Source organism: Rheinheimera baltica DSM 14885, assembly GCF_000425345.1.
In the GTDB taxonomy this organism is placed as follows: domain Bacteria; phylum Pseudomonadota; class Gammaproteobacteria; order Enterobacterales; family Alteromonadaceae; genus Alishewanella; species Alishewanella baltica.
Window position 1 is genome coordinate 119,077 of record NZ_AUDG01000008.1, and the last position, 23,398, is coordinate 142,474.

Annotated in this window: 19 protein-coding genes; 11 read left to right on the plus strand and 8 right to left on the minus strand. The window is 44.9% G+C overall.

The window, feature by feature from the left end; all coding sequences use genetic code 11:
• Positions 1-36: 36 nt before the first annotated feature.
• The 5 genes from hrpB to H595_RS0105585 all read left to right on the plus strand — a co-directional run bounded on the left by hrpB (position 37) and on the right by H595_RS0105585 (position 9,423).
• Entirely contained in the window at positions 37-2,481 is a 2,445-nt protein-coding gene (gene hrpB / locus H595_RS0105565; protein ID WP_027670320.1) for an ATP-dependent helicase HrpB, read from the plus strand.
• Positions 2,478-4,757, plus strand: a complete 2,280-nt coding sequence (gene mrcB, locus H595_RS0105570) for a penicillin-binding protein 1B (RefSeq protein WP_027670321.1) — start codon at positions 2,478-2,480, stop codon at positions 4,755-4,757. Before hrpB ends, mrcB begins: the two co-directional genes overlap by 4 nt.
• 18 nt (positions 4,758-4,775) lie before the next feature.
• Positions 4,776-6,932, plus strand: a complete 2,157-nt coding sequence (locus H595_RS0105575) for a winged helix-turn-helix domain-containing protein (protein ID WP_084153478.1) — start codon at positions 4,776-4,778, stop codon at positions 6,930-6,932.
• Between the two features lie 92 nt (positions 6,933-7,024).
• Positions 7,025-7,249, plus strand: coding sequence for a hypothetical protein (locus tag H595_RS0105580; protein WP_027670323.1), 225 nt, complete (start codon positions 7,025-7,027; stop codon positions 7,247-7,249).
• Between the two features lie 86 nt (positions 7,250-7,335).
• Positions 7,336-9,423: a winged helix-turn-helix domain-containing protein gene (locus tag H595_RS0105585; protein ID WP_027670324.1), complete on the plus strand. Its 2,088-nt coding sequence runs from the start codon at positions 7,336-7,338 to the stop codon at positions 9,421-9,423.
• On the opposite strand, the gene hemL is transcribed toward H595_RS0105585, so the two are convergent.
• From hemL to H595_RS0105605, 4 genes are all read right to left on the minus strand, one after another.
• On the minus strand, positions 9,420-10,700 hold the full coding sequence (hemL, locus tag H595_RS0105590; RefSeq protein WP_027670325.1) for a glutamate-1-semialdehyde 2,1-aminomutase: 1,281 nt from the start codon (positions 10,698-10,700) through the stop codon (positions 9,420-9,422). The genes H595_RS0105585 and hemL overlap by 4 nt on opposite strands.
• 47 nt (positions 10,701-10,747) lie before the next feature.
• On the minus strand, positions 10,748-11,761 hold the full coding sequence (locus H595_RS0105595) for an aspartate carbamoyltransferase (RefSeq protein WP_027670326.1): 1,014 nt from the start codon (positions 11,759-11,761) through the stop codon (positions 10,748-10,750).
• Positions 11,762-11,857: 96 nt separating this feature from the next.
• The gene (locus H595_RS0105600; RefSeq protein ID WP_027670327.1) at positions 11,858-12,289 is read right to left on the minus strand and encodes a CopD family protein; all 432 of its coding nucleotides are present in this window, start codon (positions 12,287-12,289) and stop codon (positions 11,858-11,860) included.
• The gene (locus H595_RS0105605) at positions 12,286-13,992 is read right to left on the minus strand and encodes a chloride channel protein (protein WP_084153480.1); all 1,707 of its coding nucleotides are present in this window, start codon (positions 13,990-13,992) and stop codon (positions 12,286-12,288) included. The genes H595_RS0105600 and H595_RS0105605 overlap by 4 nt, the downstream gene beginning before the upstream one ends.
• A gap of 165 nt (positions 13,993-14,157) precedes the next feature.
• Between H595_RS0105605 and erpA the strand changes: the two genes are divergently transcribed.
• Together erpA and H595_RS0105625 are read left to right on the plus strand one after the other, a co-directional pair.
• The gene (erpA, locus tag H595_RS0105610; protein ID WP_027670329.1) at positions 14,158-14,499 is read left to right on the plus strand and encodes an iron-sulfur cluster insertion protein ErpA; all 342 of its coding nucleotides are present in this window, start codon (positions 14,158-14,160) and stop codon (positions 14,497-14,499) included.
• Between the two features lie 460 nt (positions 14,500-14,959).
• On the plus strand, positions 14,960-15,202 hold the full coding sequence (locus H595_RS0105625; protein WP_027670331.1) for a helix-turn-helix domain-containing protein: 243 nt from the start codon (positions 14,960-14,962) through the stop codon (positions 15,200-15,202).
• A 15-nt stretch (positions 15,203-15,217) separates the two neighbouring features.
• Here the strand turns inward: H595_RS0105625 and H595_RS0105630 are convergent, their stop codons facing one another.
• The 4 genes from H595_RS0105630 to H595_RS0105650 form a co-directional block, all read right to left on the minus strand.
• A complete protein-coding gene (locus H595_RS0105630; RefSeq protein WP_027670332.1) occupies positions 15,218-16,552 on the minus strand; it encodes an AmpG family muropeptide MFS transporter in 1,335 nt (444 codons plus the stop codon).
• Positions 16,553-16,991: 439 nt separating this feature from the next.
• A complete protein-coding gene (locus tag H595_RS0105640) occupies positions 16,992-17,582 on the minus strand; it encodes a peptidylprolyl isomerase (RefSeq protein ID WP_027670334.1) in 591 nt (196 codons plus the stop codon).
• Between the two features lies 1 nt (position 17,583).
• Positions 17,584-18,135: a YajG family lipoprotein gene (locus tag H595_RS0105645; protein ID WP_027670335.1), complete on the minus strand. Its 552-nt coding sequence runs from the start codon at positions 18,133-18,135 to the stop codon at positions 17,584-17,586.
• A 2-nt stretch (positions 18,136-18,137) separates the two neighbouring features.
• Complete coding sequence (locus H595_RS0105650) at positions 18,138-19,301, minus strand: methyltransferase (protein ID WP_027670336.1); 1,164 nt, start codon at positions 19,299-19,301, stop codon at positions 18,138-18,140.
• Between the two features lie 23 nt (positions 19,302-19,324).
• On the opposite strand from H595_RS0105650, the gene H595_RS0105655 reads away from it, so the two are divergent.
• The 4 genes from H595_RS0105655 (at position 19,325) to H595_RS0105670 (ending at position 23,396) form a co-directional block, all read left to right on the plus strand.
• Positions 19,325-19,957 (plus strand): alpha-ketoglutarate-dependent dioxygenase AlkB family protein, encoded by a 633-nt coding sequence (locus tag H595_RS0105655; protein WP_205623172.1) that lies wholly within the window; start codon positions 19,325-19,327, stop codon positions 19,955-19,957.
• A 127-nt stretch (positions 19,958-20,084) separates the two neighbouring features.
• A complete protein-coding gene (locus H595_RS0105660; protein WP_027670338.1) occupies positions 20,085-20,426 on the plus strand; it encodes a BolA family protein in 342 nt (113 codons plus the stop codon).
• A 118-nt stretch (positions 20,427-20,544) separates the two neighbouring features.
• Positions 20,545-21,738: an enoyl-ACP reductase FabV gene (gene fabV / locus H595_RS0105665; protein ID WP_027670339.1), complete on the plus strand. Its 1,194-nt coding sequence runs from the start codon at positions 20,545-20,547 to the stop codon at positions 21,736-21,738.
• Between the two features lie 320 nt (positions 21,739-22,058).
• Positions 22,059-23,396 carry a Na(+)-translocating NADH-quinone reductase subunit A gene (locus H595_RS0105670; protein WP_027670340.1) on the plus strand — a complete coding sequence of 446 codons (1,338 nt, stop codon included), beginning with the start codon at positions 22,059-22,061 and terminating at the stop codon, positions 23,394-23,396.
• Positions 23,397-23,398 lie beyond the last annotated feature (2 nt).

The window sequence follows — 23,398 nt, forward strand, 5'->3', positions numbered from 1 at the left end:
AGGCGCGCTAATTTTAGTATTGAGTCGGAGTAAATAGTGCTGCCTGTTGCTGATATTTTACCGCAACTGCTGTTATTGCTGCAGCAACACAATAAGGTGCTTTTGTCAGCCCCTCCGGGGGCTGGCAAGTCTACCTATCTGCCATTATACCTGCTTCAACATAAACAGTTTGCTGGTAAAACGATACTGATGTTGGAGCCTCGTCGTTTAGCGGCAAAAAATATCGCTGCCTATATTGCATCGCAACTTGGTGAAGCCGTTGGTAGTACGGTGGGATATCAAATTCGGCAAGAAAAAAAATGCTGTAGCAGTACGCGGCTGTTAGTCGTTACTGAAGGCGTACTTACCCGCAAACTGCAACAAGACCCTGAACTGGCCGATGTCGATCTGGTGCTGTTTGATGAGTTTCATGAGCGGTCAGTGCATGCTGATTTAGCCTTAGCGTTGTGCTTGGAAGTACAGCAGCTTAGGCCACAACTGCAGTTGCTTATTATGTCTGCTACGCTGGATACGGCGAACTTAGCCGAGCTTATACAGGCGCCGGTTTTGCAAAGTGAAGGCCGTAGTTACCCGGTAAGTGTCGATTATGTGTTACCTGACAATCAGCCGTTAGCCCAACAAATTTGCCGTATTGTGCAGCAGGCATTAGTAATGCATTCCGGAAATATTCTGGTGTTTTTACCAGGGCAAAGCGAAATAAATCAATGCGCACAACGTCTTGAACAACACGGGTTGCCAGACAATACACAGCTTCACCGTTTGTTGGGTAGTTTGACCTTGGCACAGCAACAAGCGGCTATTGCTGCCCCGCCAAGTGGGAAGCGCAAAGTGGTATTGTCGACAAACCTGGCTGAAACCAGTCTAACCATTGATGGCATTACCGTGGTGATTGATAGTGGAGTATGTCGTCAAAGCCAATTTAATCCACGTCAGGGGCTTAGTGTGTTGGATACTGTGGCTATTAGTCAGGCAGCCGCTGTGCAAAGAGCAGGCCGGGCAGGCCGGTTGTCAGAGGGGCACTGCTACAGATTAGATACGGCGGAAAAATGGCAACGTCGCGCCCGGTTTGAATCCGCAGAAATTGAGCGCAGTGACTTAACCGCGTTGCGTTTAGATGTGGCAGCCTGGGGCTGTCAGATCAATGATTTACTCTGGATAACGCTACCGCCACAAGCTCATATAAAAGTAGCGGAAGGCTTGTTACAGCAGCTGGGCTTTATCGATGACAGAGGTATTATTACCCCAGAAGGGCGGCGAGCGCATAAATTAGGTACTGAACCCAGGCTAGCTGCTATGTTATTGCATGCGAATGTACTGGAGCAGCAAGGTAACCTGGGGGCAAAAGCGCTAGCCTGTGTATTGGCAGCCTTGTTGGAAGATAGCCGGGTGCTGCAAGATGATATCTATAGTTTGCTGGGGCGAGTCAAACAAGCCTTGCCGCAACAATGGCAGCAAGCGCAGAGTTTTGCTCGCCTAATCGGTTGTCAGTTACATTCAACAATGCCGATAGAATTGGCACCTTTGCTGTTGCTACGTGCCTATCCAGATAGGCTGGCCAAGCGCCGTGGCAAGGGGTATCAGCTATCAAATGGTATTGGCGCTGTGTTACAAGACAATCATAGCTTAACGGGGCAACCGTGGCTTGTGGCATTACATGTGCAACAATTTGGTCGGGAAAACCGCATTTACCATGGGGTAAGTATTGCCCCAGAGACAATATTGGCTGACTGGCACGGTCAATTGCAGTGGGAAACGCATACATTTTGGGATGAAAAAGCCGGCAGCTTTTTTACCGAACAGCAGCGTAATTTTGGTCAGTGTTTACTCAGCGCTAAACCTGCAGCATTACAGTTAACAGCAGAACAAAAGCAGCATGCCTGGCAGGAATATGTCCTTGCCAAAGGTATTGCTTGTTTGCCATGGAACGAAACATCGCTGCAACTGAAAGCACGTGTTAGGTTACTGCAGCAGATGCAGCCAGATGCGGGCTGGCCTGATTTTTCAGATACTGCCTTGCTGGATGAACTGCCTAATTGGCTAGGCCCTTATCTGACAACAATCAGTAAAAGTGCAGCGTTGGCACAATTGCCATTGTATGACGCCTTGTTACAGCGTTTAACCTATCCGCAGCAGCAACAATTAAGCCAATTGTTGCCAACGCAATGGCAGGCGCCAACGGGCTCTAAGGTGAGTATTAATTATCTGGCCGAGGGCGGACCACGACTTTCAGTGCGGGTTCAGGAGATGTATGGCCAGATGCAATCGCCAACCGTGTTGCAAGGTGCAGTTAATATTACAGTGGAGTTATTATCACCTTCACGACAGCCGTTGCAGGTTACGCAAAATTTAGCCAGTTTCTGGCAAAATGCGTGGCAGGAAGTGAGAAAAGAGATGCGAGGGCGCTATCCAAAACATTTTTGGCCGGAAGATCCTGCACAGGCAATGCCAACAACAAAAACTAAAAAAGCGATGCTTCGATGAGTAAAGTTAATGTAAGCCGCAAACCAAAATCGGCCAACAAATCAGCGATAAAACCCTCAGCCTTGAGGAGCGGGTTAAAACGTACTGCCATAGCACTATTAAAGCTGATGTTTGTGTTGCTACTGGTACTGTTGTTTTATCTGGTGTACCTCGATAGTAAAATAAGCAAAAAGTTTAGTGGTCAAAAATGGCAAGTGCCGGCGCAAATTTATGCCCAAAGTACAGAGCTGTTACCTGGTAAACTAATGACACAAGAACAGCTTATTGCTAAGCTAGACAACTTAAAATATCAGCGCAATTCCAGCTTAACCGCTCCCGGGCAATATAGTGTTTCTCGCAATCATGTCACGGTGTATCGCCGGGCATTTACTTACGTCGACGGCTATGAAGCTGAGCAGCTATTTAGTGTTGAATTTAACCGCAGTGGCATCAATCGTATTACGCAACGCCAACAACAAGACCCTTTAAATTTTGCCAGGCTTGAACCGGAACTGATTGACCATTTAGTGGCTGCGCAGCAAGAAGACCGGGAGCTAGTGCGATTAGAGCAGGTGCCTGAACGCTTTAAAGATACCTTATTGTTGGTAGAAGACCGCGACTTTTATCATCACCATGGTGTTTCACCACTGTCGGTTATGCGGGCATTGTGGGTAAACGCGGTAGCTGGACGCACGGTTCAGGGCGGTTCTACGTTGACTCAGCAGCTAGCGAAAAATATGTATTTGAGCAGTGACCGCACACTATGGCGCAAAGCGAATGAGGCGCTGATTGCTATTGTATTAGATTATCGCTTTAACAAAGATCAAATCCTTGAAGCTTACTTAAATGAAGTATTTGTTGGACAAAACTACGCAAATGCGGTGCACGGAGTTGGCTTAGGCAGCCGGTTCTATTTTGGCAAACCACTTGGTGAACTTCAGCCGGCACAATATGCATTGCTCATCGGGTTGTTGAAGGGGCCTTCCTATTTTGATCCGCGCCGATACCCCGAGCGAGCCCAGCAGCGGCGTGATCTCATACTTCGTTTAATGTTTGAACAACACTTGTTAGACCGGACAGAGTATGAGCATGCCGTGCAGCAAGCTGTCGTGGTGATCCCTCGAAATCAGTATCTTAATACCGGTTTTGCGGCATATTTAGATGCCGTGAAAAAAGAGCTGCGCCAACTTAGTATTAATGCGGTAGATAAAGATCAGGGTATTAAAGTATTCACCTACCTTGATACTCAAGCTCAATTTTCGGCGGAGCGAGCCACAAAGACGCAACTGGCTGAGCTGCCATCAGAGCTACAAGCTGCTGTTGTGGTTGCGAATTATCAATACGCTAAGATCATTGCTATGGTTGGCAGTAAAGATGCCGTGCAAGGTGGTTTTAACCGGGCTATTGATGCTAAAAGGCAAATTGGCAGTATCATTAAACCGGTGATTTATCTTGAGGCGTTGGCGCAGCGTGGCCGATACTCTTTGGCGTCGATATTACAAGACGAGCCGATACGACTGCGCAGTAATGACCAGGACTGGCAGCCACAGAACTTTGATAAACAGTACCGTGGGCCGGTCATGTTAGTCGATGCGCTGGCGAACTCATTAAATGTACCAACGGTAAGGCTTGGCTTGCAATTGGGCTTGCCTGCACTTAGTGATGGTTTACGCAAACTGGGCTTAAGACGCAAGGTAAAGCTACATCCTGCTGCCCTGCTCGGAGCTATAGAGCTTAGCCCGCTTGAAGTTACCCAGTTATACCAGACGATAGCCAATAATGGTTTGCATCAGCAGCTAACGACATTACAGGCGGTGACAGACAGTAATGGACATCCATTATATGTCCGTGAACATCCACTTACGCGCCGATATGAACAACAAGAAGTGTATCTATTGCAATATGCACTAATGCAAGCCGCCAGCAGAGGTACAGCGAAATCGCTAAAAGCGGCGTTTCCAAGCACCGTCTTTGCGGGTAAAACTGGTACTTCAAGTGATTATCGGGACAGTTGGTTCGCGGGGTTCGATCAAGATACCTTAACAGCAGTGTGGTTAGGGCGTGATGATAACAATGCGATTGCCTTAACCGGGTCGACTGGCGCGTTAAATGTGTTTAAACACTATTATCGCCTGCATGGCGCCAATTCATTGGTACGAGTGATGCCTGAACAGGTATCTTTACAGTCTTTTTCAATTAAAACGGGGTACTTACAGGGGAAAAATTGTTTTAACATATTGTTATTACCTGCGATTTCAGTTGAAATGCCTGCTATGACTGAATGTTTAGAAGAATAGCTGCACTTGAATGAGATTATGGCGATGAAACCTGATAACCCATTACAAGTAGGGCAATGGCAATATCTACCCGAGCAAGACAAACTGGTTCAGTTTGATGCGAACGGCAAAATTGCTGTTACCGCTGATTTGGATAATTTGTCACAAAAGGTAGCGAATTATTTTATCGCTAACGCGGGACGTTTAATTACCAAAGATGAGCTACTTGCTGATGTTTGGGGGATTCGTGATGTATCAGATGGCAGAGTTACACGGGTTATCCGTGTACTTCGCGTAGCGTTAGGGGACGATACCCGAGAACCGCGTTACATCGAAACCATTCCAAAGAGAGGCTATCGCTTTATTGCGCCGGTATCAGCGGTTGTAGTGCAAGAAATTCCTCCGGAAGAAACCGATACCGATAGCGATCAGCCGCAGCAAAACGTACCTAGTTCTACTTCAAAACGGCTACTATGGCTTGCTATGGCATTCCTCGTAACTTTGGCGGGTGTAAGTTGGTTGTTCTGGCCAGATACCATGCCAGACTCAGCCGAACAGGCAATACCATTGCTGCGCTACACACCTATAACCTCTTTAGATGGGCTTGAGTTTTATCATAACGTGTCCGAAGACGAGCGCTATTTAGTTTATAGTTATGCCAGTCCAGAAAATGAAAATGTTACGGTGTTAATGCTGGAAGATTTACAAGAACACCGGCGAATACAAATTACAGAAGACTCTTACAGTAGTTTTGGTGCAGCTTTTAGTCCAGATGGAAAGCAGATTGCTTACCATAGAGGTTACCCGGATGGCCGTTGTAGTATCCGAATAGTTAACTATAACCAAGCTTCTTTAGAAATTATCAGTGATACAGAACTATCTACTTGTGGTGAAAACTCATTATCCTCCCGACTAACTTGGTCTCCGGATGCAAAGTATGTAATTTACCCTTCAATGAGTGACAACAGACAAATGGCTTTAATGATGAAGCCTGTACTTGGCGGAGAGGCAGAGCAATTAACAAAACCACCACCAAGTAGCTTCGGTGATTATGCTGCAAGATTTTCATTTAAGGGTGACAAACTGGCTTTCCTCAGGGGCTCTGGCAGCTCGGCTCAACTATGGTTACTTAACCTAGTAAATAGGGAAATAAAGCTTTTAGTCGACGTTAGTGGCACTATGCCAGGCAATGTTGGCTGGTCTAGTGATGATGAAAATATTATTTACTCTTCCACGTTGACAGCTTTAAGTAGCTTTAACCTTAATACTGGGACGTCATCTATTGTCGCATACATGGATAATAGTACTCGGGAAGTTCAGACGTTAAAAAACGGAAAGCTTTATGCAACCGTGGGGGATTACTCTCATATCAACATCAAAGAAGTTGCGAATGATCTTTCAGAGAAATCATCTCTAAATAAGGTGGTGTTTAGTTCTAATAGAAATGAAAGCCATGCAGAAGCGCACCCTACAAGAGATGATCAGGTAGCCGTCGTTTCAAGGCGGTCAGGGTTACCACAAGTCTGGCTATTTGATTCAAATGGTGATCAACGACAACTTACCTTCTTTGAGAAAAACGAAAGAATTCGAAGTTTAGTGTACTCTCCAGATGGCAATAGTTTAATTGCTCAACTAGATAATGACATCTGGTTGTTGTCAGAAACTGGAGCGTTATCTAAATTGCCACTCGAGAATAATGTCATAACCTCTTTACCCTCTTGGGGCAGCTCAGGTGAATATATCTATTATGCCGAGTCAATAAATGGTCGATGGCAAATTGCCCGCTATGATATTTTAGAGCAGAGAATTGATGACAAGCCTTTTATACTTGATGCAGAGCTTTATTTGGAAAGTTATGACGGAAAATACAGTTTTTGGCGTGATGCTATCAATAAGAAATTTTATCTCAAACATTTAGACAGCGGTATTGTTGAGGAAACGCCTATTACTTTGCCGGAAAATCAGCTCTGGTATAAATTCCAGCAGAGAACTGAAGGAATTTATTTCGTAAAGTTAATAGAAGATATCTATTTTAAGCTGCAATACTATGACTTTGAAACCAGAGAGATTCTGGATGTGCTAGGTGAAACAACACTTTATCACCCACGTTTTAGTGTTTCTGCTGACGGTAAGCGGATTTATATATTGGAGTCTATGCGAGGAGACCTTGATATAGCTAGACTACAGTTACCATAGGTTTTTTATTAGAATTTTATACTTTTTTCATTAAGCATCGTGGTGAGATGTTGTCTAACGTTTATTAGGCCAACAATCAAAGGATGCTCTATATGAAAATTAAATTTTTAATAGCAACAATTTCTGCCATCGCTTGCATGACTTTACTAACGTCGAATAATAGTAGTCAGGTTAATATCAATGATTCAGTTGATGAGTCTTTAATTGCTTGTATGTGGCATCCTTATTGTGGTGAACCAGATATCTACAGTCCTGTAGCACAGCCAGAAGACAAGAAAACAGACACCAAAGATACTAAAGACATCAAACTTGCCTGATACATTGTCTTACAATTAGAAACGCTAAACATTTCTTATGCTTAAGGTATAATCCGCCCTAACATTTACATGTTGGGCGGACCTTAATGTCAAATTTGGACCCACTGGTACAGATTGGCGACTGGTATTATCAGGTCGTTTATGGTGAGTTGTGGCCCATTACAATTGCTAAACCAGAGTCGCCACTGCGACTTGAACCTCGTTTGCATAGCCTGCTAAATTTCTTTTTACGTCATCCCAATACGTTACTGGCCAAAGACACGCTAATTGATAAAGTATGGCCTACTGAAGAAGGCACCGACGCTGCTGTAATGCGTGCAGTAGGTGCGCTACGCAAAGTACTCGGTGATGATGTTCGTTCCCCAATCTATATTGCAACCGTGTCTAAGAAAGGCTATTGCTGGCTTGCAGAAATTAAACCGGTTGAACAGCTAGCGCCTTGCTTAGAGGCAGATGATACTGCCAGTGTCTCAACGACCAGTTCCCCGGCATTGTTGGGCGATAAAAAATTGGCATGGTCATGGCGAGCTATCAATCTTACAGCCGGTGCTGTTTTGCTATGCTGTGCCAGTTTGGCCTATGTGTTAGCAAAATATACTGCAGAGCCGCTGGTGCGGTTACCGGATATTATTACGCCTATAAGCGCCCTTAGTGGCGAGGAATACTGGCCTTTAGTCAATAGCTCAGCTAGCCATGTAGTCTATCAGTATAAAGGCCCACAGCAGCCGTGGTTGAATTGGAGCATACAGTCACTGGCAGATTTAAAAGTTGAGCATCTGCCACAGCAATACCTTGCCTTGTCGCAACCTGTTTGGTTTGATGAACAGGAATTGCTCTTCAGAGCACGCAGTCAATCAGATTCTTGTGCATTTTATCGCCAGCAATTATTGCCAACTGCAGGGCCTGCGCAGCTATTGCAACAATGGCCATGCTATCAAGTGCTAACACAAGCTCTGGTGCGTTGGCACGAGCAGTGGCTATGGGCAGACATTGAACCTGAAACAGCAGATATCTTGTTATTCGCTTCACCGTTGCAAGCGACTGCAAAACAAGTAAACCGTATCAGCCATAATTGGCGACAGTTAAATGGTTTGTTGTTATCTGATAATACCTTGTATTTATTGGTGCAGTTGGGTGGTAACAGCAGTGCCGTGTATCGTTTATCGCTGCCCGATGGCCAGCCTGAACGTATAATTGCTTTTCCCTATTTGGTTAAGGAATTTTCTTGGTGGAGCAAAGATCAGTTGTTGCTGTCGGCTGTGGGTTCAGAGCTGGAAATACTTGATCTTAACAGTATGGCAATGCAACGTTTAGGTCCGCTAACGGTTAGTTTGGCTCAAGCAAGCAGGGCACCTGGCAAGGTGCTGGCAACACAATATCTGGATTACACCACAGATATTTATCATTTTGCTGCTGAGGAACAACAGCAACAAGTCTCATTGCACCTTACTCCCTGGCATGTGAGCAATCGAAGTGAACGTTTGTTAGCCGTTTCGGAATACGGCACTGCTTTTGTTTCTGATCGAACCGGCCATGGTCAGGTTTGGTTAGCACAGGGCAAAAATAGCACACAATTAACCTGGTTGACCGAGCAACAGCAAGTGCAGCAACTGCTTTGGCATAAGGGGGAGCTGCTATTGGTGATCAACAACCAGTTGTTTCAATTAAAACTGCAAAGTAGTGAGTTAACGCTGTATCCGGGAGATATTAGCAGCCAGGGGCGTTTTAGTAGTTGTGACAACCGCTTGTACTGGACTGCACTGACAAACGCGGGTTGGCAGTTGTTTACTGAAACGGATAAGGGACATCATTTAGTACAACAAGATGTTGTAGATGTGCGCTGTGCACCTGGCACAGGGGTCGTTATTCAGCTTCCCGGGCAAAATCAGTTAGCGCTGTTACAAGAAGAGCGCCGCGTAGATTTGCCTGTTGAGCTTAATTGGCGCCAGCTGTCACCTGAGCAATGGTTTGTAGATACCTCCGGTATCTATTGGCTTGAACCAAACCGTGCGGGCTTGGGGGCATACCTTTGGAATAAGCAGGAAGTTAATGTCAGCCCTTGGTTAAGCCAACAATGGCCTGAGGCTATTTATAGTAACGGACGTGGAATTGGCTATGTCGTACAGTCTAGACCATACGACACAGATATTGTTTGGTTACAAAACCGCCGTTAAAGTTGTTTAAAAGCCAAATCTGCTGCAGCAATAGTGGCTGACAGATCGTCATCTGAATGGGCCAAAGACAAGAAACCGGCTTCATATGCAGACGGGGCCAGGTAAATACCTTGTTGCAGCATTAAATGGAAAAAGCGCTTAAATGCTTCAATGTTACACTCTGTGGCTTGCTTGAAATTGGTAACAGAGGTTTCTGCGCTAAAAAACAGTCCAAACATCCCACCGACCTGATTCGTGGTCATAGGAACGCCATTTCGAGCTGCAGCGGCAGAAATACCGTTAATCAGTTGGGTAGTTTTAGCCGTGAGCGCATCATAAACTCCAGGTTTACTGATTTCAGTTAACGCAGCCAGGCCAGCAGCCATGGCAATAGGATTGCCCGAGAGTGTACCTGCCTGATATACCGGACCAAGCGGGGCAATATGCTGCATTATATCTCGTCTGCCGCCAAAGGCGCCAACAGGCATACCGCCACCGATAATTTTACCCAGTGTCGTTAAGTCAGGTTTTACGTTATACACCGCCTGTGCACCACCCAGCGCTACACGAAAACCTGTCATTACTTCATCAAATATTAAGACCGCACCGTACTGATCGCATAACTGGCGTAAACCTTGTAAAAAGCCAGGCGCGGGAGGAATACAATTCATATTGCCGGCGACAGGTTCAACGATAATACATGCAATATCGTTACCCTGCTCAGCAAACAATTGTGCTAACTGCGGTAGGTTGTTAAATTCACTTGTTAAAGTGTACTTAGCAAAATCTGCCGGTACGCCAGGAGAATTAGGCACACCCAGTGTTAAGGCGCCGGAACCGGCTTTAACCAATAATGAATCGGCGTGACCGTGATAACAGCCTTCGAATTTTACAATGGTGTTGCGCCCGGTATAGCCGCGAGCTAAACGTATTGCACTCATGGTAGCTTCCGTACCGGAGCTTACCATGCGTACCATTTCCATACTGGGCACCAAGGTGCTGACTAGCTCCGCCATAGTGACTTCCGCCGGGCAGGGAGCGCCGAAACTTAACCCTTTGGCCGCGGCATCTATTACGGCCTGTCGAATTGCGGGATGGTTGTGGCCTAGTAACATGGGGCCCCATGAGCCGATATAGTCTATATAACGTTTACCATCAACATCATATAAATATGCACCATCGGCACGGTCAATAAATATTGGTGTGCCACCTACGCTTTTAAAGGCACGAACTGGCGAGTTTACGCCGCCGGGAATAGTATGCTGTGCACGTTGAAATAATTCTGCAGATAAAGACATAAAACAGGTTCCAGTAGTTAAGATAAATAAGGACAGGTATAGCGAGGCTAACCGCTGTGCTTATTGCTGTACCATGGTACAGCGCATTCATATTTGGTAAGAAGGTGTTCAACACCCAGCGTCAGAGCGAACAGTGCCATACGCACCAGAATGCCGTTGTCGGCTTGGCGGAAAATAGCTAAATTGGGGTTCAGGTTTAAATCGTTGTCCAGCTCGTTAGCTTCCATACGGGAGTCGCGCGGTAACGGATGCATTATCACAGTATTAGACTTGCAGTAGCGGGTATAAATTTCTTGATTTAAGCGAAATTTGCCGCGATATAAATTAGCTTCTTCTTTCGATGGGAAGCGCTCTTCCTGAATGCGTGTTTGGTACACAATATCTGCATTGAGATTACCTTCCAACGCATCAGTAACGGTTACCTGGTGCCCAGCACTTTGTATGGCATCAACAATGTCTGAAGGCATTGCAAGCTCTTGTGGCGATATCAGCGTAAAGCGTAAATTTTTGTATAATTTTAAAAGCTTAGACAGCGAATGTACGGTTCGGCCAAATTTTAAATCACCGACCATGGCGATGTGCATGCCATCAATAGTTTGGCCGCTAGATGCCAGTTCGCGTTCAATCGTGAACAGATCCAACAGTGCTTGTGTTGGATGCTCATTGGCTCCGTCGCCACCATTGAGTACGGGTACTCTGCTGCCTAAGGCGAATTCTGCGACAGAGCCTGCTTGTGGATGACGCATGGCAATTACATCGCTGTAACTACTAATCACTCGTGCGGTGTCAAATAACGATTCACCTTTTGATAAAGCAGACGACTCCATGCCGGTAGTTTCACGGACTTCACCACCCAATAGGTTAAAGGCACAGCCAAAACTAACCCGAGTGCGCGTACTGGGTTCAAAAAACAGATTACCTAAAATGGCGCCTTCAAGCACTTTAGTGCGTTTTTGCCGGCTGGCATAAGGCTGCATTTGATGCGCAATATTAAAAACATGTTGAATGGTGTCGCGATCAAACTGGCTTACTGAGAGGATGTGTTCGCCTTTAAAGCTCATAGTCAGTGCTCTTTTCGCTGAGAATTAACGGAGGCCGGAACCGGCATTGGACCGCGTCATTATACGCGAAAAATTCAACCAAAAGCGAATATCCGCCTACATTGGCTTTAAATAAGCTAACAGGATAATCGCTAATAATATAAGCACAGGAACCTCATTAAAAATGCGGTAAAATTTTGCACTGCGCGTGTTGCGATTATGTTTAAAGTCTGCCAGAAGTTTAAAACAATAAATGTGGTAGCCATAAAGCAGAGTGACCAGTGCTAACTTGTAATGTAGCCAGTGACTTACTTTAAACCACGCTGCACCATAGCTGTAAATAAGCAGTAAGCCAAACACTAATGTTAACAATGCGAATGGCGTAACAAAATACAATAAACGCCGCGCCATAATTTTAAATTCGGCATCACAGTCAGGGCTTTGGGTTGCAGCGTGATACACGAAAATTCGGGGCAGATAGAAAATGCCAGCAAACCACGCTACCATAAAAAAAACATGCAGTGCTTTGAACACTAAAATAGTTGTCATAATAAATTGTTCTGTTTAACCAACAAACTACGCACCTGATCCCAACGAATAATGCCAATTACTTGCTGGGGTTGCTCTTCACGATAAATATACACAGCACCTTCACGCCGGTCTTCTAAAATAGCAAACACTTCTGCCATTGTAGCCTGATGGTTTAAGCCATGCAGCGGTATGTACTGTATTGCACTTGCACCTGTCATTGACAGGTGCACGTCGTAACTGGCAAGAAAATATTCAGTCTCGCTGTCCTGATGTCGCTGTACCAGTAATTGTTGCGGTGGCTCCAGTTTGTCCAGCGCATGCTGTACTTGCTGATCATCAGGGTTGTCGAGAACTTGATACTGATTATCCAACAATGCTAGTACGCCAACCTTTTGTAATACGTCATCTGCCGGTGAGAGTTTGTAAGGCATTTGCAGAAAATCCAGCTGTAACAAGAAAATAGATTTGTTATTAAAAAACTGCACGCCGGTAATATAAGCGGTAGTAATGACTAACATCGCTGGGATAATGATCCCCGGACTGTGCGCCAGCTCCATCACAGCAACCAGCGCCGCCAGAGGGGCATGCATTGTCGCCGCCATTAACCCTGCCATACCTAGCACGGCATAAGTACCAGCGATACTATTGTCGCCAATAACGGCAGAGGGAATGATAGCCAGTAGTGTTCCTAATACAATGCCAATGCCAAAAATAGGGCCTATAACCCCTCCGGGCACGCCAAGGCCCAAGGCAAAAAGGGTGAGTAACATTTTACCAATAAAGATGGTGAGTAATAAAGTCACATCATTAGGTGCATTAACCGCGTAAAAAATAGCCCCTGTTTCAGCCCCCATGGCATGCGGAATTAAATATCCTATGGCAGCCGTTAGCGCGCCGGCCAATGCCAAGCGTAATATCAATGGCCACTTTTTAAATAACTTAATTAACCGCATCATATTTTTGTTAAATACAAAAGCGATGGCTCCAAACACAATGCCGCAAAGCACCAGATAAGGCAGGTGCCAACCACTGATTGCAACAATATTAAGCAGCGCCAGTTCATTACCACTACCAAACACACTTTGTGTCACCAAGGCGCCGACAACAGATGACAGCATAATAGGAATAAATACATGTACCCGATATTCCCGTAGTACCACTTCCATGACAAATATAACGGCTGCGAGAGGTGTGTTAAACGAGGCTGAAATACCAGCGGCAATACCGCATCCAGCTAAAATTCGTATACTGTTGTAAGGGAGTTTTAGGTATTTGCCCAAGGTACTTGCACTGTATGCTCCCAAGTGAACTGATGGGCCCTCACGGCCAACAGAAAAACCACTGGCGAGCGCTAGTATCCCGCCAAAAAATTGATTCAGGGTATTGCGGGTAGGCATCATGCCGTATTTTAACTTGATACGGTGGATAACAAATGGAATGCCCAGACGGTAATGCTTATAACCTGTTATCCCAGCTATTGCGCCGATTAACACTGCTCCTGCGAGAGGCAGTATCCAGCGAATATCCGCAGAGACGGTGGAAAAGTCGTCACTGCGTGCTAAGAAAAAACTCTGTATGCCGATTATAGCTAACCGGAACAGGATGATTAAAATAGCTGCAGCCAGGCCACCTAGCATACCCAAGATGGACAACTGTAGTGATGTTTGTGGTAGTGCCAAACGACGTTGTAAGGCCGGAAGCCAGATTTGCCAGCGCTGCATATGTCAAAACACCCGTATTAGATAACAAAGAGTTTAACATAAGCTGCTGACTAATCAGCTTAATTGTAACGATTTATACTGATTAACCGACAACAGTGGCTAATACTTGAATAAATTAGTCAGGTATTAGATAATTTACTTCCTAGCGAAACCTGTGGAGTTGTTATGTCTGAACCAGCTGTACCAATTGAGTTTACCGATGCTGCGGCGCGTAAAGTCGCGCTATTGGTAAGTGAAGAGGAAAATCCAGAGTTGAAGCTCCGGGTTTATATTACGGGCGGCGGTTGTTCGGGTTTTCAGTACGGTTTTACCTTCGATGAAAAAGTGAATGATGGTGATTTCGTCGTTGAGAAACAGGGCGTGTCTATGGTGGTGGACCCCATGAGTTTGCAATATCTGATGGGGGGAGTTGTTGACTATACTGATGGCTTACAAGGTAGTCGTTTTATAGTTCAGAATCCCAATGCAACAACTACTTGTGGTTGTGGTTCATCATTTTCAGTTTAATGGCAAGAATAATTTTGTAAATAAAAAGATACATTATTGCTGCTAATTGAGCTTAGCGCTGAGTTAGCAGCATAATCGTCCATAAACTAATTGCAATTGCAAAGTTAAAACCAAGAATATAGCCAAATCCTTTCCATCCCTGCTTTATGCCCCAACCATGCTGCTTTAGATACCAATACCAAATAGCACACATTATTATTGGCAATAAATACAATAGCTTAAGCATTTCTTATCTCTTCAGTTTTATTAACGCTGTTTACAGCATTATCCGCGAAACACCTTCGCATACCAAACTGTAAAGCATCTTTACAGTTTTTAACGCTTGTAGCTGTACGCTTATCGCATCCTGTGGTTTAATTAACCGATTTTTATTGCTTATTGCGCTAGCAATAAGGTTTGCATTTTTTGCAGGAAGTATTTTTATATAATAAAAGCGTAACACGCTGGGAGAAGAAAAAACATGAAAGGTACTAAAAGCGTTATTTCAGATGAAAATAAACGTCTGTGTGTCTGGCTTAAACGACAACGTCAAGAAAAAGGCCATACGATGCGTAGTTTGTCTGAAATATTAGGAACGCCGCATTCTTTTATTGGTAAAGTAGAAAATCAGGAGCGTCGGCTGGATGTGATTGAGTATGTCCGCTACTGCCAAGCGCTCGATGTTGATCCCACGGAAGGATTAAAACAGGTTTTAACCGCCTGATTTAAAAAAACGCCGCTAACCAGCGGCGTTTTGTTTTATGGTGTTATACCTTGCCAAGGCGATAATCAACAGCAATGCTGGGATCCCCATAACCGCGGTCATAACAAAAAACGGCCCATACCCCATTTGCTCTACCCAGTGCCCGGAAAAGCCACCGGCAAATTTGGGTAATAGCAGCATCAGTGAACTGAACATTGCATATTGTGTTGCTGTAAAGGCCAGATTAACCAACGACGATAAATAAGCAATAAAAGCACTTGTGGCGATACCTGCACTGAGGTTGTCAGCAGAGATAATGAGGGTTAACCATGCTAAGTCATAACCAATTTGGCTTAACGCGGCAAAAAGTAGATTTGTCACTGCGCTGAGCAAGGCACCGACAAACAGGATCCGTAATGTTCCAAAGCGATTGATTAAAACGCCGCCCAGTGCCGCGCCTACTAACGTCATGATAACACCATAGATTTTCGATACACTGGCCACTTCTTCTTTGCTGTAGCCCATGTCTACATAAAAAACGTTTGCCATCACGCCCATTACAACGTCGGAAAGACGATAGCAGGCGATCAGTGCCAGAATAAGCAGTGCATGCCACTTGTATCGGCTAAAGAAATCGGTAAAGGGTGCCACCACCGCTTGCTGTAACCAGGTCGCAAAGCGTTGCAGTACGTTACCTTGTATTGCGCTGTGCTGTTGTAAGTTGCTAAGGGGTTCTTTGCTAAGAAGGGTTGTCAGTATACCAGGCAGCATACACAGTGCCATTATCAGATAAGCGCGCTGCCAGCCCACCAAATCATAGCCCTGATTGTCTGAAAACAAGGCAGCTAACCAGAGTGTGCCGGCAGAAGCCAGTATCATTGCCAGCCTGTAACCGGTTAAATAAGCAGCAGCAAGAGCCGCTTGCATTTGCTCGGGAGCACTCTCAATACGAAAGGCATCAACATTAATATCCTGAGTAGCCGAGGCAAAAGCCAACAGTACAGCAAAAGCCGCCATTAACGCCAGTTCTTGCTTTGGATCCATGCCGGACATAAATAGTACAGCAATCATGACAGCCAGTTGTGATATGAGCAGCCAACTTCGACGTCTGCCTAACATGTTATGTAAATAAGGGATCTGTAAATGGTCTGCCAGTGGTGACCAAAGCCACTTAATAGCATATGCCAGGGCTACCAAGCTAAAGTAACCAATATCGGCGCGAGAAACACCGGCTTCGCGCAACCAAAAAGATAACACGCCAAATACCAGCATTAAGGGTAAGCCACTGGAGAATCCCAGAATAAAAATGGCAAGAACCCGGCGTTGGCAATAAATGCTGAGGCTTTTTAGCCAGGCAAGGTAATACGGCAAGACGACACCCGTTAATAAAACTAAGTTGTTGTAGCTTACCTGTCAGTGTTCAGCGGTCAAGTGTTTATGGTCTGACACCAATACAGTCAATAGGAGCCATGCCTCGTCCTTTTAAATAGCATATGCAGTCCTGAATATTTCTGCGCAACTTTTTATTTTCTCGCAAAGTGGCATCAGGCCAGAACTCGAGCTGATGAATTAAATGCCAGAACACACGTTCGTGGTGCGTATAGGGTAGATGTGATGCTTTACTTAATTGCGCCCATTCTTCTAGGGTATCCCAGACAAACAAATGTAGCTCGCTGTGCGCTAAGCGCCCACGCAAGTATCGTGATATGTAAAAAATCAGCTGTTGCGATTTCTGTTCAATGAAATGGTTTGACATACTTAGCTTAACAGCACCCGATAGTTACTACTGTTAGGCCAAGTATAGCCGGTTTTACTGCTCTGGCAGTACAACTGCTGTTTTTAGTATAACCTTTTCAACGGGTACATTGGGCCAACCGAGCTCTACAGAAGTATCTGTCTGAATTGCCCTGATTTTCTCAATAACGTCCATGCCTTCGGTAATATAACCAAACACGGCATATCCCCAGCTGCGGCCTGGATCTAAATGGGCATTATCGGCAAGGTTAAAGAAAAATTGGCTTGTTGCGCTATGAGGGTCGTTAAGTCTGGCCATGGCTATAGTGCCAAGCTGGTTTTTACTACCGTTACCTGACTCATTAAAAATGGGCTTATATTCCTCTATAGCCTTGTATTGTGCATCGTAGCCGCCGCCTTGTAATACAAATTCAGGTTCTAGTCGGTGAAATATCGTATTGTTATAGCGGTTTTCTTTTACATAGCTTAGAAAATTATTCACCGTTAACGGTGCTTTGCTGCGGTCTAACTCGACTACAATATCGCCATGAGTGGTCATCAGCTTAACTTTAGGATACAGGTTATTGGGCTGAACAAATTGGCCTTTCTCGGCAAGTGCATTTACTGATGTGAATGCAAACAGTATGACTAAATACCAATAACGCATGTTAACTCCTTACCGCCTGATGCCAACTGGTGTCCTGAAGTATTTGCCCTAACACCTGCTCAGTGAGCAAGCGTAGTTCGCGTTCAACTGCAGCAATATCCATCTGAAATGGTGCGGTAAAACTGCTGCTGCCCGAATAGTTTTTACTAAAGGTGCCAGTTGAGTTTTGCACAAATAAGGTAAAAGCAACCTGATTGTTTACGGCGTGCTCAAGTGTACGCTGATCTACCAAGGCCTGAAGTTGTACTATTTTTAACGTCATCTGTGTGCTGCTGTTCACATCTAAGTTGGCACCTTGTGCTGTGAACGCCTGTTGCAGGGTTTGTTCAAGTTGTAGTCTTACATCGTTACTTGTTTCTATTTTTTCTACATCGTTGCCTTTACGTAATTGCAAACTATAAGCAATTGCGCGTACATCGCTAACAGAAAAAGCAAAGCGGCTTTGTTGCAGCGAGTTGCTGGTTACAGCAAATACCTGAGGAGCCAGAATAAAATTTGGTACAGAACTGGCACAACCGACTAACAATAAGCTTACTAAGATTATAAAGGGCATGTTTAACTCCTTTTTGTCGCATCTAATATAACAAATTTGGCGTCAGCAGCCATTTGTCGGCAGTTACCAAATAATCGTTTTAGTATGTCGGCATAGCCCAGATGGCGGTTGGCCACGATACGCAGATGCCCCCCTTGTTTTAAAACACGTTTCGCGTCATTAAACATTTGACTGGCAATATGGCTGGTTACCGCATGTTGTTGATGAAATGGTGGATTACATAATATGTAGTCCGCCGTTTTATCACCTTGTTTGCTTAAACAATCGTCTGTAATAAAATCGCATTGAGACAATTTATCCGGCAAGTTTTCGGCAATAGTCATTTTTGCAGACTCCACTGCCATATAAGACTCATCACAACAAATCAGTGCAATGTCGTCGCATTGCTGCAGCAATTTTAAGCCTAATACACCATTACCACAGCCAAGATCAATAACCGTTTGTCCTGCAGTTATCAGTGGTAAATGCTGCAGAAAAAAACGCGCGCCCTGGTCCAGTTTTTCACGTGAAAAAACATTGGCATGATTTACAACGATATTACTACTGTCATCTAAAGGCCAGCGCAAGGGAAAGTCTACTGCTGCCGAAGGCTTTAGCTTTGCATTAAATTGACACTGAATTAAACGACATTTTTTAACTGTAAGTGAAGCCGTGGTTGGGCCCAGTGTATTGTCAAACATGGTCAGTACATTGCGAGTGATATCTTTAGCTTTAGCACTGGCGAGTATTATGCCGTCGCTATGTGCCACTGTAGCAAGTTGCTGCAAAATAAATTGCAGGTAACTGTGATTATTGGGCAGCTTTAGCAGCACGATGTCAGGGTGGTTAGGGTAAGCTTGTAAACTACTTTGTTGATGCAATTGGCCCAGCGGAAGTTTGTTCTGTTCGCGGTTGTAGCGAGTGCCTTGTTCAGCTAACAATGAGTCATTTACCTGAACTTGTTCGAGGTTTGCCAGTGCGCATGATAAGGCACCAAAACTGTCATTAATAATTAATATTTTCGGCTGACGGTTGTGACTCGTTGTAAACTGCGCTGCCGCTTCTAGCGTATGTTGGATGAGTAACTCGTCAGCTGCGTCCCAAGCCTGTAAACTTGAATTAGGTTGATTAAGAGGCCAGCGACATAATTGCAGGCTGCCGCCAGCATAAGTAAAGGTGTTATTCATAGTGGCACTAGTGGTGAAATAAGATGAGCATTTTGACACGGCAAGTGCATACCGACAACCGGCAATCTGTGGTGCAGCAATTTAACTTGCCAGACGCCAGTTTGCACCTTTGGCCTCAGTGGTTGGAACCGCAACGCGCTTTGGCTTTACAATTGCAACTTGAGCATGAACTCCAGTGGGCTCAAGACAGTATAATGATGTTTGGTAGGTCGGTGAAAATACCTCGCCAGCAAGTTTGGATGGGAGAGCCTCATTGTCAATATCGCTACTCCGGCGTTACCTTTTTGCCGCAGCCTTGGCATCCAATAGTTCAGCAGCTTGCCATAGACGTTAGCGACTTTTTGCAGCGGCCATTTAACTGTGTATTGCTGAACTTATATGCAAATGGACAGCAGCACATGGGTTGGCATGCTGACAATGAGCCTGAACTGGGGCATGATCCATTTATAGCATCCATAAGTGTTGGCGCAGCACGTCGCTTTGAATTCAAGCATAGGTCTGCACCATGGCAGCTAGCAATGGAACTAATGTCTGGCAGTTTGTTAACCATGTCGGCAGGGTGCCAACAGCATTGGCTTCATCGCTTACCTAAGCAAAGTAAAATAAACCAAGGTCGGCTTAATTTGACCTTTCGTTATATTGAAGCGAAGCCTTAGACAAATTTATTTTTAGTAACGCCACCAGCCCGTTACTCGTTATAAATTAGCTTGACAGCAAAAGTTGCTGGCAAGTTTACCGCAGGCATCTAGAGTTAGTGAAAAGGACTTAAAAAGGATTAGGGCTATGTTGATTCATACCGCAATTGAACAGAAACTATTTAGTGCATTTGATCCTGTGTTCCTTGAAGTGGTGAATGAAAGTCACCTACATAATGTACCAAGAGGATCAGAGTCTCATTTCAAAGTTGTTATTGTAACGCCCGCTTTCGATGGCATGCGTTTATTGCAGCGTCATCGTGCTGTCAATGCCGTTGTTGCTGAAGAGCTGGCAGAAAAAATTCATGCTTTGGCGCTGCATACTTACACCCCTTCCGAGTGGTATGAGTATTATGCAGAGAAACCGCCAGTATCACCGCGGTGCTATGGCGGCAGTCAAACCAACAAAAACGAAAAAGCGTCCGTGTGACGCTTTTTTTCTACTCGTTTTTTCACCTACTCGTTAATAAAATGGCTGATCAGACCTGTTTTCTGCGGTAAAGTTTTACACTAGCGTCAATTTTGTCGAGACAACAGCAGGAGCTGTCATGGTTATTCAACCGAAAATTCGTGGTTTTATCTGTACTAACGCCCATCCTGTCGGCTGTGCCGAACATGTTAAAGAACAAATTGAATATGTAAAAACACTCGGTCCAGTTGCCAATGGTCCTAAGAATGTGTTGGTTGTTGGCGCATCAACGGGTTACGGTCTTGCATCACGCATTACAGCAACCTTTGGTTCTAATGCGAAAACCCTAGGGGTATTTTTCGAGAAAGAACCAACAGAAAGTAAAACTGGATCGGCTGGCTGGTATAACACTGCTGCGTTTGAGCAGGCTGCAAATGCAGCAGGTGTGTGGAATAAACACATTAACGGTGATGCATTTACTGACGAGTTAAAAGCGCAAGCAATAGATATTATCCGCAGCGAAATGGGTAAAATTGATTTGGTTGTATACAGTCTGGCTGCACCACGGCGCAAAGATCCTGTAACGGGTGAGGTATTTAGTTCTGTACTTAAACCTATAGGCCAATCGTATACTGCCAGAACGTTAAATACGACTAAGCGTGAAATAGAAGACGTTTCCGTTGATCCCGCCAATGATGATGAAATTTATCAAACAGTAAAAGTAATGGGTGGTGAAGACTGGGAGCGCTGGCTTGATCAGTTAAATGCAGCCGGTGTCTTGGCCGATAATTGCCAAACTGTAGCCTATACCTACATAGGTAAAGAGCTTACCTGGCCCATTTATGGTAAAGCAACGATAGGTAAAGCAAAAGAAGATTTAGACCGTGCCGCTGCTGCTATTACTGCAAAGCTTACCGATAAGAAAGGAAAAGCCTACGTTGCTTCTTTAAAAGCATTGGTAACACAGGCAAGTTCAGCCATTCCCATTATGCCGCTGTATATTTCACTGCTGTACCGTGTAATGAAAGAAGAGGGAACGCATGAGGGGTGTATTGAGCAGATTAACGGCCTGTTCCGTCAAGGGTTATACCACAGCGACCCAGTTATGGATGAGGCAGGACGTCTGCGTCAGGATGGTAAAGAGCTGAGTGATCATATTCAGCAAGCCGTTAAAGATTTATGGGGCCAGGTCACGACCGATACTATTGACACCTTAACTGATTATAAAGGCTATCATAATGAATTTCTTAGGTTATTTGGCTTTGGGTATAGCCATGTTGACTATGATGCTGACGTGGCGTCCTTTGTGCCGTTGCAGAATATTATTAAGTAAATAACAAAAGCCGCCTATTGGCGGCTTTTGTTTGCTAAAAATTGGACTAAAGTTGACTAGAATTTGTTGTGATTAAACACTAATGTCGCGACGCCATGCCGCTAGCCTAATGGTGATAAAGTTCCGTGAGTTCGCTGGAAAATTTGCTTAATAGCATAGATAGGCAGTGTTAATAATGATAGAATTCGCGACTTTAATACGTGTATCTGGTGTAAAAATAAGCAGTGGGACACCCTGACTAATTAACTCCGGATGCGCTGCGCTCTGAGCAGCTGAAAAACTAGGCCCTGTTTCTTCCCAAAATAGTAGTGCAAGTACGTATGATAAAACTCAAAAAAGGCTTGGACATTCCCCTCGCGGGCAGTCCTAAACAAGAGATCAGTACGGGCAATTCCATTAAAACTGTCGCTGTATTAGGCGAAGAGTATATTGGTATGCGTCCAACCATGTCGGTTGAAGTTGGTGATACAGTAAAAAAAGGTCAGGTGCTTTTCGAAGATAAGAAAACACCTGGCGTGAAATTTACTGCACCGTTGGCGGGTAAGGTTACTGCTGTTAACCGTGGTGCGAAACGTGTTTTGCAATCTGTAGTTATTGAAGCTGCAGGCAATGACGCGATTAAATTCGCTACCTATTCAGCGGACCAGCTTGCTGGCTTAAGCCGCGAACAGGTGACACAGAATTTGGTTGATTCAGGGCTTTGGGTAGCACTGCGCACCCGGCCGTTTAGTAAAACACCTGCTATTGACAGCACGCCAAAGGCGATTTTTGTCAACGCTATGGATACCAATCCATTGGCAGCTGATCCGGCTGTCATTATTGCTACGGAAACTGAAGCTTTTACTTATGGCTTAACGGTATTGTCCGCGCTGACTGATGGCAAGCTGTACTTGACAAAAAAAGCTGGCGCCGTAATACCGTCAACCAGTAAAACTGAAGTGGCTGAGTTTGATGGTCCTCATCCAGCTGGTTTGGTCGGTACACACATTCATCAGTTAGATCCGGTAAGTGCAAAAAAAGTGGTTTGGCACATTGGCTATCAGGATGTTATTGCCATTGGTAAACTATTTACTACTGGAGAGTTACATAGCGAGCGTGTTTATGCGCTGGCTGGGCCAGCGGTTAAGCAACCACGTTTAATTAAAGCAGTACTTGGCGCTTCTGTTGCTGAGTTAACTGAAGGTGAACTGGCTGAAGGTCAAAACCGTATCATTTCTGGCTCAGTGTTATCTGGCGCTACTGCACATGGTGTTCACGGCTATGTTGGTCGTTTCCACACTCAGGTATCAGTACTGGCTGAAGGTTTTGATAAAGAATTTTTAGGCTGGATTGCGCCGGGAGCAAGTAAGTTCTCAGTAACCCGTGCTTACCTGTCACACCTGAGTCCAAAGCGGTTATTTAACATGACCACCACGACAAACGGCTCTGCCCGTGCCATGGTGCCAATTGGTAATTACGAGCGTGTTGTACCGTTGGATATTCTGCCTACTTTGTTACTGCGTGACATGATCTCCGGTGATACTGATGGCGCTCAGACGTTGGGTTGTCTGGAGTTAGATGAAGAAGATCTGGCACTGTGCACCTTTGTGTGTCCGGGTAAATACGACTACGGCACCATTTTGCGTAATTGCCTGACGACCATTCAGAAGGAAGGCTAATC